Origin of the sequence: Kitasatospora sp. NPDC059747 (assembly GCF_042732955.1) — a bacterium.
Lineage (GTDB): Bacteria > Actinomycetota > Actinomycetes > Streptomycetales > Streptomycetaceae > Kitasatospora.
The window spans coordinates 98,009-107,240 of the sequence record NZ_JBHWGV010000002.1; the positions used below are offsets into that span (position 1 = coordinate 98,009).

Below are 9,232 nucleotides of genomic sequence, written 5' to 3' on the forward strand. Positions count from 1 at the left end.
ACGCCCCGATCATGCACCCCGCCTCTGACAATCCGCCTCTGACGACCCGGCTACGGCAGCCCGGCGAGGTCGAGGAGCCCGTGCAGCCGGGCCCCGGTCAGCGCCGGGTTGGCCGCGGCGGCCTCGGCGAGCGCGGGGTCGGCGAGGAGGGCGTCGACCACGTCGGGCGGGAGCAGCGGGTTGGTGGCGGCGGCCCGGCGGACTCGCTCGTCGGGGTCGGTGAGGAGCTCGACGGGTGGGTGGTCGAGGGTGGGGTCGGCGGCGGCCAGGGCGCGGACCTCGGGCTCCTCGTGGGTGAGGAGGTGCTGAAGTCCCGTGCGGGGCAGGGTGGGTAGCGTCCGCAGGTACTCGCGCTGCTCGGGGCTCGCGAGGAACGCGGCGAGGACGGTCGCGGGCGGGGCGAGCGGGTGGTGGTAGGCCAGCAGGTGCCGCACTCCCTCGTCGGGGTCGTCCGCGAGCCGGTCGACGAGGTGCGCGGGCAGGCCGGGCCAGGTGGCGGCGGCCCGGCGCAGCGACGGGAGTTCGGAGACGGCGCCGGCGAGGTACCAGTCCGGCTCGGCCTCGGATCCCGCGCCGATCGGGCCGAGGTCCGCGGGGTCGTCGGCGAGGACGCCGTGGATGACGGAGGCCTGCGCCCGAGTGCGGGGGAGCGGGTGCGCGAGTGCCCGGGAGCGGACGGAGGGGTCCGGGTCCGCCGCGAGTTCCGCGAGCGACCCGGCGTCCAGGTCGGCCCGTTCGGCGACGCGCCGGCGCAGTGCCGGATCGGGGTGGCGGGCGAGCCGGGCGACGACGTGGGCAGGGGTGTACGGGCTGGCCGCGAGCGCGGGCAGGTAGCCGGGCTCCTCGGTGAAGCAGTGTTCGGCGATGGCGTCGGTGACCGCGTACAACCAGAGCATGGTGTAGCGGTCGCGCTCGCTCAGGCCCGGGCGGTGGAAGCGCGCTTCTAGGGCGGCGGGGTCGAGGCGGCGGGCCTCGCGCCGGGCCTGGTCGCGGACGGTCTCGTCCGGATCCGCGAGCAGGGCTTCGCGCTGGGCGGGGGTGAGGTGCTGCCAACTGCGGGCGGCGTGGGCCCTGAGCCGTGGGTGGGGGTGGTCGACCGTACGGAGGGAGAATGCCGTCGGCAGCTGGAACGAGAACGCCAGCTCCTGCCGGATCTCGTCCGCGGTGAGGATCCCGCCCCGGCCGGGCTCGTCCTCCGCGGAGAGCAGGGCCGCCAGCGCCTCGTCGGGCAGCGGCTCGACGCGCTGGAACCGCGGACGCGGTCCGCCGGCCAGCGCGGCGCGCACGAAGTCGAGCGGGTCGTGGACCAACCGGCTGCGGATCTCCACCGGGACGTACCGGTTCCGGGCGATCGCCCGCCGGACTCCCGGCTCCGGGTGCGCGAGCGCGGCCTCGACGACGTCGTCCGGCAGCGGACGCCTCTCGCACAGGTCGAGGCGCGCGGGCTTCGCCTCCGGCGCCAGCAGTCGCAGCAGGACGTCCGAGGGTGCGGCGCGGTTGGCGGCGACGCCGCGGAGCAGCGCATCGGGGGCGACGGGGGAGAGCATCGGGCCATCGTCCCAGCGATCTTGGCCGGGCGTCCAGAGGGGTCGTCGGGGCCCGGTCAGTCCGTCGCGTCGCTGAGCCCCAGGCGCAGGTGCTCGATGTGGTAGACGGCCTGGTCGAGCAGTTCGGCGACGTGGTTGTCGTACAGCGCGTACACCACCGAGCGGCCCCGGCGGGTGCCGGTGACGAGGCCGAGGTTGCGCAGCAGGCGCAGCTGGTGGGAGCAGGCGGACTGTTCCATGCCGACCTCGGTGGCGAGTTCGGTGGCGGCGCAGGGGCCCTCGCGCAGGCGGGACAGGATCAGCAGGCGGGACGGGGTGGCGAGGGCCTGGAGGGTGGTGGCCACGCGGGCGGCGCCGTCGGCGTCCAGGCGGGTGCGCGGGACGGCTTCGGCGGCGACTTCGGCGCTTCGGGTGGTGGCGGCTCCATGACCCATGGGGACCATCGTACAGGCCATGAATGAAGGAGCGTTCATATGTTCATGTATCGTGGAAACGCCCAGGGCCCAGCCCTGCCCTTGTCCTGTCGTGCCCGAAGGGTCCCCGCCTGCCATGCCCGCCACCCTGATCGAGCGCCCGGCGCCCACCGCGCCGCCGCGTCCGGACGCCGCCCCCCGCCGCCGCACCCGGGTCTTCGCCCTGCCCGAGGCCCGGTGGGCCGCCGCGGCGACGGTGCTGTTCCTGACCGCGCTGCCGCTCCAGTTCACCGGCGCCCCCGCCTGGGCCTGGGGCCCGCTCTACGCCCTCGCGTACGCCACCGGCGGCTGGGAGCCCGCGTGGGCCGGCCTCCGGGCGCTGCGCGAGAAGACCCTCGACGTCGACCTGCTGATGATCGTCGCCGCCCTCGGTGCCGCCGCCGTCGGGCAGGTCATGGACGGCGCGCTGCTGATCGTCATCTTCGCCACCTCCGGCGCCCTGGAGGCCCTGGCCACCGCCCGTACCGCCGACTCCGTGCGCGGTCTGCTCGACCTGGCCCCGGCCACCGCCACCCGGCTCCTCGCGGGCGGCGCCGAGGAGACCGTCCCCACCGAGGCGCTCGCCGTCGGCGACACCGTCCTCGTGCGGCCCGGCGAGCGGATCGGCGCCGACGGGCGGGTCCTGGACGGTGCGAGCGAGGTCGACCAGGCCACCATCACCGGCGAACCGCTGCCCGTCGCCAAGGCCGCCGGCGACGAGGTCTTCGCCGGCACCCTCAACGGCACCGGCGCCCTGCGGATCCGCGTCGACCGGGACGCCTCCGACTCGGTGATCGCGCGGATCGTGCAGATGGTCGAGGAGGCCTCCGAGACCAAGGCGCCCACCCAGCTCTTCATCGAGAAGGTCGAGCAGCGCTACTCGATCGGCATGGTCCTCGCGACCCTCGCCGTCTTCGCCGTCCCGCTCGCCGTCGGCGCGGCCCTCACCGACTCGCTGCTGCGCGCGATGACGTTCATGATCGTCGCCTCGCCGTGCGCCGTCGTGCTGGCCACCATGCCGCCGCTGCTCTCCGCGATCGCCAACGCCGGACGCCACGGCGTCCTCGTCAAGTCCGCCGTCGTCATGGAGCGCCTCGGCCAGAGCGACACCGTCGCCCTCGACAAGACCGGCACCCTCACCGAAGGCACCCCGCGCGTCACCGACCTCCGCCCGCTCACCGGCTCCGGCCTCACCGAGGACGGGCTGCTCACCCTCGCCGCCGCGGCCGAGCACCCCAGCGAGCACCCGCTCGCCCGCGCCGTCGTCGACGCCGCCCGCGCCCGGGGCCTCGCCCTCCCCGCCGCCGAGGACTTCACCTCCACCCCCGGCATCGGCGTCAGCGCCACCATCGACGGCCGCATCGTCGCCGTCGCCGCACCCGCCCGTCTGCTCGAAGGACGCAGCGGCCCGGAGGTCGACCAGGCCAACGGGCACGCGGGGGAGCTGGAGGCGGCCGGCCGCACCGCCGTCCTGGTCGAGGCCGACGGCGTCCCGCTGGGCGTGCTCGGCATCGCCGACCGGCTGCGCCCCGACGCCGCCGCCACCGTCACCGCCCTCGCCGCGCTCACCGGCGGGACGCCGATGCTGCTCACCGGCGACAACCCGCGCGCCGCCGCGCACGTGGCTGCCGAGGTCGGCATCACCGACGTGCGCGCCGCGCTGCTGCCGCAGGACAAGGTGGCCGCCGTCCGCGAGTGCGAGGCGGCGGGCCGCAAGGTGCTGGTGATCGGCGACGGCGTCAACGACGCGCCCGCGCTGGCCGCCGCCCACACCGGCGTCGCGATGGGCCGGGCGGGCTCGGACCTCGCCCTGGAGACCGCGGACGCGGTGGTCGTGCGCGACGAACTCGCCACCGTCCCGGCCGTGGTGGCGCTCTCCCGGCGGGCCCGCGGCCTCGTCGTGCAGAACCTGGTGATCGCCTCGGTGTTCATCTCCGCCCTGGTCGTGTGGGACCTCGTCGCCACCCTCCCGCTGCCGCTCGGCGTCCTCGGCCACGAGGGCTCGACCGTCATCGTCGGCCTCAACGGCCTGCGGCTGCTGCGCGAGGCCGCCTGGACCCGCGCCCGGGCCGGCCGGTGAGTCGCCGCGAGGGGCGGAAGAAGGAGAGCGCCGCGGCGCGCTGCACGGTGACGGTCTGCCGGGGCTGCTGCTGCGGCACACCGAAGGTCCCCGGTGTGGACCACGCCGCCCAACTCGTCCACCTGCGCACCGCGTTGGACGGCGTGGCGACCGTCCGCCCGACCACCTGCCTGGACGCGTGCGAGCAGGCCGACGTGATGGTCGTCCAGCCCTCCGCCGAGGGCCGCCGCGCGGGCGGCCGCCCGGTCTGGCTCGCCCTCGTCAACGACGCGGACGCCGTCGCCGACATCGCCACGTGGGTCGCCGACGGCGGCCCGGGCCTCGCGGACCCGCCGGGCGTTCTCGACCTCTACGAGTTCCAGCCCTCCCGGCGGATCCGGGAGGCGCTCGACTGAGGCCGTCCGGTGCGGAATTGGGGGCGCTCACCCCCCCGGAACCCGGTACCATCGGCGGGCCTGATGTCGGATCGGAAGCGCCGGGGGACGGGGACCGATGGCCGGAACGATCACTCTGTGGGTCTTCGGACTGCTCTGCTTCGTCGTGGCCTTCGCGCGCGAGGCCGCGAGCGGCGCCGGGATCAGCCTGCCCGGACCCAAGACGACCGGGGCGCGGTTCGGCGTGGTCGCGGTCGGGGTGCTGGCGCTGGTCCTCGGGACGGCGGTGCGGCCCAAGGGCGACGATCCGAAGCAACTGCCCACGCCGACCGGCGCCGTGGCGTCATCGGTCTCCACGCCCTCCGCAACTCCGGGGCCCGCCACCTCCGTCGCCGCGCCGCCGTCCCCGTCGGCCACCGGACCCGTCCAGGTCTGGAGCGGCCAGGTCGCCGTCCCCATGGAAGGCGGCATCGACTTCGACCTGACCCCGCCGTCCCGCGCCGCCGGATTCGCGCACGGCATCTACGCCGGCGGCTTCACGTCGACGACCGCCAACCTGCACGACGAGATCCAGATGGACCACGACCAGTTCGGCATCTGGTCCGGCCAGTCGGCCCCGACCGGCGCCCAGTGCCGGGACTGGGCGATGACGCACCCCGGCCAGGACGCCCACGTGAGCATCGGCTCGCTCGTCTGCCTCCGGACCCCGGGCGGGCGCACGGCCCTGATCAGGATCGACTCGATCGCCCCGGCCGACTACCTGCTGAACGCGACGGTCACCCTCTGGACGGACTGAGCGGGGAACCACCGACCGGCGTCCGGGCGTCGGTTCATTCCATGATCGGATGGAAGACACGCAGACGGCACGCCTCCCCGGGGCGGACGAGCGGATTACGGCGCTCCTCGGCGCTGATGGCCTCCGGCACGGTGGTCTCGCGCGCCACCGGCCTGATCCGCCAGGTGCTCCAGGCCCACGCCCTGGGCGTCGGCCTGCTCGCCACCACGTACAACCTGGCCAACACCGTCCCCACCAGCCTGTACTTCCTGCTGATCGGCGGCGCGCTCAACTCCGTGCTCGTCCCGCAGCTCGTCCGGGCCCGCGCCGAACACCTCGACGGCGGCACCGCGTTCGAGCAGCGCCTCGTCACGCTCGTGCTGTGCCTCCTCGCCGCCGGGACGGCCCTCGCGGTCTGGGCCGCGCCGGACGTCATCGCCCTCTACCAGAGCGACACCCCCGACACGCACGCCGCGTTCGAGCTCACCGTCGTGTTCGCCCGCTACCTGCTGCCGCAGATCTTCTTCTACGGCGTCTTCAGCATCTTCGGCCAGGTCCTCAACGCCCGGGACCGCTTCGGCGCGATGATGTGGACCCCGGTCCTCAACAACGTCGTCCTCATCGCCATGTTCGGGCTGTACATCGGCCTGCTGAACGCCCCCGACCAGGTCTCCGGCATCACCCCCGACCAGGTCGCCCTGCTCGGCACCGGCACCACCGTCGCGCTCGCCCTCCAGGCGCTCTCCCTCGTCCCGTACGCCCTCGCCGCTGGCTACCGTCCGCGCCCGCGCTTCGACTGGCGCGGCACCGGCCTGCGCAGGAGCGTGAGCGCCGCCCGCTGGACCCTGCTGTTCGTCCTCGCCAACCTCGTCGCGAGCACGCTCGTCACCCGCTTCGCCTCCGCCGCCGACACCGCCCTCCCGAAGGACGGCGTCGGGTACACCGCCTACACCTACGCACAGCAGATCTGGACGATGCCGCAGTCGATCGTCACCGTCACCCTCGTCACCGCCCTGCTGCCGCGCATGAGCCGCGCGGTCGTCGAGCACCGCATCGGCGACCTCCGCGCCGACCTCTCCCGCTCGCTGCGGATCAGCGGCGTCGTCATCGTCCCGGCCGCGTTCGCCTTCCTCGCCTTCGGCCCGCAGATCGCGCAGCTCCTCTTCGCCCACGGCGCCACCGACCCCACCACGGCCGTGCCGCTCGGCCACATGCTCCAGGCCTTCGGGCTCGGCCTCGTCCCGTTCTCCGCGCAGTACCTCCTCCTGCGCGGCTTCTACGCCTTCGACGACACCCGCACCCCGTTCCGCCTCGCCCTGTGGATCGGCGCCACCAACGTCGCCCTCGCCGCCGCCTGCCACCTGCTGCTCCCGGCCCGCTGGGCCGTCACGGGAATGGCCGGCGCGTACGCGCTCTCGTACGGTGTCGGCCTGCTCCTGACGGCGGTCCGCCTGCGCCGCCGTACGGAGGGCCTGCTGGACGGCCGCCGGATCTGCCGCACCTACGGCAAACTGACCGCGGCGGCGGCCCTCGCGGGCGCGGCCGGCTGGCTCGTCGGCCTCGGCTGCACGGACGGTGCCGTGGCGGCCCTCCGCGCCCCGGTCCTTTCCCTGGCGGCGGGCGGTCTCACGATGGCGCTCCTCTTCCTCCTCCTCGCCCGCCTGCTCCGCATCACCGAACTGCGCGCCCTGCCCGGCCTGCGCTGACCGGCTCCCGGAGGCCGTTGTCAGCGCCGCTGCTTATGGTGGGCCGAGCCGTACACGAACCAGGGAGGGCGAGAAGAGTGATCGTCGAGAGGATGCGCGTCCACCGGGAGATGCTCACCGAGCGGCAGCTGTCGCAGTGGCCGTGGACGGTCCCGTGCGTGCGGGGCCTGCTCGGCGGCGGCATCGCCTTCCCGGCGCCCGTGACCTTCCTGGTCGGCGAGAACGGCTCGGGCAAGTCCACCCTGGTCGAGGCCCTCGCCGAGGCCTACGGCGTGGACAACTACGGCGGGCGGGCCGGTGCCCGCTACGCCGGCCCCAGGGAGCGCGGAGAACTCGGCGAGTACCTGCGCCTCGACTACACCGAGCGCGGCCGGGCGATGGCCTCCGGCCCGCGCTCGCGGCGCAACGGGTTCTTCCTGCGGGCCGAGACGGCGCTGCAGATGATGGAGGAGAAGCAGGGGCGAGGCCGCTACTGGAACGAACGCACCGACCTGATGAGCCACGGCGAGGGCTTCCTCACCGTCTTCGAGTCGATGTTCCGCGAGCCGGGTCTCTACATCCTGGACGAGCCGGAGGCGGCGCTCTCCTTCACGTCCAGCCTGCAACTCGTCGGCCTGCTGCACGAACTCGGCCGCACCGGGGCCCAGGTCGTGTGCGCCACCCACTCGCCGATCCTCGCCGCCACCCCCGGCTCCGCCGTCCTGGAGGTCGGCGACCACGGCATCCGGCCCACCCGCTGGCGGGACCTCGCGATCGTCGACCACTGGCGCCGCTACCTGGAACGCCCCGAGGCGTACCTGCGCCACATAACCGGCCCGGCGCAGCCGCCGTCCTGACCGGCCGCCTACGGTGGCCGTATGCACACCAACCACCGCCCGTGGGACGTCCTGCTGATCGGCGGGGCCTCCGGGCTCGGCAAGAGCCTCGCCGCCGCCCGACTCGCCGCTCGGCACGGCGCGTTCGTCGTCGAGTTCGACGACGTCGTGGCCGCCCTGCAGGCCGCGACCTCCGCCGCGACCCACCCCGGCCTGCACCACTTCGACGGCCTCGCCGACCCCGACGCGGACCTGCCGGCCGACCGCGTCCTGGAGCTGCAGATCGCCACCGCGCACGCCCTGGACGACGCGCTGCTCGGCGTCGTCCGCAACCGCCTGACCGTGGACGTGCCCGCGATCGTCGAAGGCGACTACCTCACCCCGGCCGCCGCCGCCCGCGCGGTGGCCGAAGCCCGGGCACGCGGCCGCCGGGTACGCGCCCTCTTCCTCCACGAGGACGACCCGGCCGCCATCGCCGCCAACTACGCCCACCGCGAGCCCGAAGACGGCCCCCAGCCCGCCCGCGCCGCCGTCAGCGCCCGCTACTCCCACCACCTCGCCGCCCAGGCCCGCAGCCACCACCTGCCGGTGATCGCCTGCCGCCCCTACGACACCCTGGCGCAGCGCCTGGCCGCCGCCCTCTCCTGACGGCACGGCACCAGGGCGGCTCCACCGCCGTATGCGCTCTCGGGTGCGTAGAGTCGGTGCAACATGATCAAACAGGGGAGCGGGCCGGCGTGCACGACAAGATGTTCGAGCTGATGGACGAGCAGCGCCGCAGGAACGGGTTCCGGACGCTCGGCGAGATGGCCGTCCTCGCCGAGACCAACACCGTCTTCGATCCGTTCTCGACGCTGATCGCACGCGACGCCGAGATCGGGGAGGGCAACACCTTCTTCCCCGGCGTCGTGGTGCGGTGCGACGGCGGGACGTGCTCCATCGGCAGCGGCAGCACCTTCCACCCGTCGACGCTGCTGCTCGCGGCCGACGGCGGACGGATCGTCGTCGGCGACGGGTGCTCCCTCGGCCCCGGCGGGGTGCAGATCAAGGCCAACCAGCCCGGCTCGCTGCTCTCCGTCGGCGACCACGCGCGGCTGCTCAACGGCGCCGAGGTCGTCGGCTCCAGCGTGATCGGCGACGGCGCCCAGGTCATCGGCGCCATCTCGGCGCAGAGCGTCCGGCTGGCCGGGGGCGATGACTTCACGGGCCCCGACCCGGACCGCCGCGGTGCGGTACTCAAGGGGTCGGGACTCGCGCGGGGGATCCGGCTCGCGGTCGGCGACGTCGTCAACGGTCTCGGCGACTTCGCCGCGGCTCCCGTCGAGCGCCAACTCGCCTACCACCCGCGGAGCAGGTGACGAGCGGCATGCCCACCGGGCCCGGCGAGGGGCGCCGGGGGGGCGGCGACGCCGGCGCCCCGCCCCCCCCCACAAACCCAGGCGACGCGCGGGCGGAGCCCAGGCACAGCGGGTGTGGGGGGTGT

Annotated in this window: 9 protein-coding genes; 7 read left to right on the forward strand and 2 right to left on the reverse strand. The window is 74.8% G+C overall.

Annotation, left to right across the window (positions count from 1 at the left end; genetic code table 11):
- Window positions 1-50 precede the first annotated feature (50 nt).
- Together ACFV4G_RS01585 and ACFV4G_RS01590 are read right to left on the reverse strand one after the other, a co-directional pair.
- Window positions 51-1,547 carry a hypothetical protein gene (locus ACFV4G_RS01585; protein ID WP_380435398.1) on the reverse strand — a complete coding sequence of 499 codons (1,497 nt, stop codon included), beginning with the start codon at window positions 1,545-1,547 and terminating at the stop codon, window positions 51-53.
- 56 nt (window positions 1,548-1,603) lie between these two features.
- On the reverse strand, window positions 1,604-1,981 hold the full coding sequence (locus tag ACFV4G_RS01590) for an ArsR/SmtB family transcription factor (RefSeq protein WP_380435399.1): 378 nt from the start codon (window positions 1,979-1,981) through the stop codon (window positions 1,604-1,606).
- A 115-nt stretch (window positions 1,982-2,096) separates the two neighbouring features.
- Here ACFV4G_RS01590 and ACFV4G_RS01595 point away from each other — a divergent pair, with 115 nt between their 5' ends.
- From ACFV4G_RS01595 to ACFV4G_RS01625, 7 genes are all read left to right on the forward strand, one after another.
- Window positions 2,097-4,079 (forward strand): heavy metal translocating P-type ATPase, encoded by a 1,983-nt coding sequence (locus ACFV4G_RS01595; RefSeq protein ID WP_380435400.1) that lies wholly within the window; start codon window positions 2,097-2,099, stop codon window positions 4,077-4,079.
- Complete coding sequence (locus tag ACFV4G_RS01600) at window positions 4,076-4,474, forward strand: (2Fe-2S) ferredoxin domain-containing protein (RefSeq protein WP_380435401.1); 399 nt, start codon at window positions 4,076-4,078, stop codon at window positions 4,472-4,474. Before ACFV4G_RS01595 ends, ACFV4G_RS01600 begins: the two co-directional genes overlap by 4 nt.
- A 97-nt stretch (window positions 4,475-4,571) precedes the next feature.
- The gene (locus tag ACFV4G_RS01605; protein WP_380435402.1) at window positions 4,572-5,249 is read left to right on the forward strand and encodes a hypothetical protein; all 678 of its coding nucleotides are present in this window, start codon (window positions 4,572-4,574) and stop codon (window positions 5,247-5,249) included.
- A 116-nt stretch (window positions 5,250-5,365) separates the two neighbouring features.
- Window positions 5,366-6,934 carry a murein biosynthesis integral membrane protein MurJ gene (gene murJ, locus ACFV4G_RS01610; RefSeq protein ID WP_380435403.1) on the forward strand — a complete coding sequence of 523 codons (1,569 nt, stop codon included), beginning with the start codon at window positions 5,366-5,368 and terminating at the stop codon, window positions 6,932-6,934.
- Between the two features lie 77 nt (window positions 6,935-7,011).
- Window positions 7,012-7,770: an AAA family ATPase gene (locus ACFV4G_RS01615; protein ID WP_380435404.1), complete on the forward strand. Its 759-nt coding sequence runs from the start codon at window positions 7,012-7,014 to the stop codon at window positions 7,768-7,770.
- A 21-nt stretch (window positions 7,771-7,791) separates the two neighbouring features.
- Window positions 7,792-8,397, forward strand: a complete 606-nt coding sequence (locus ACFV4G_RS01620) for an AAA family ATPase (RefSeq protein ID WP_380435405.1) — start codon at window positions 7,792-7,794, stop codon at window positions 8,395-8,397.
- 89 nt (window positions 8,398-8,486) lie between these two features.
- Window positions 8,487-9,107 (forward strand): hypothetical protein, encoded by a 621-nt coding sequence (locus ACFV4G_RS01625; RefSeq protein ID WP_380435406.1) that lies wholly within the window; start codon window positions 8,487-8,489, stop codon window positions 9,105-9,107.
- Window positions 9,108-9,232: the final 125 nt, after the last annotated feature.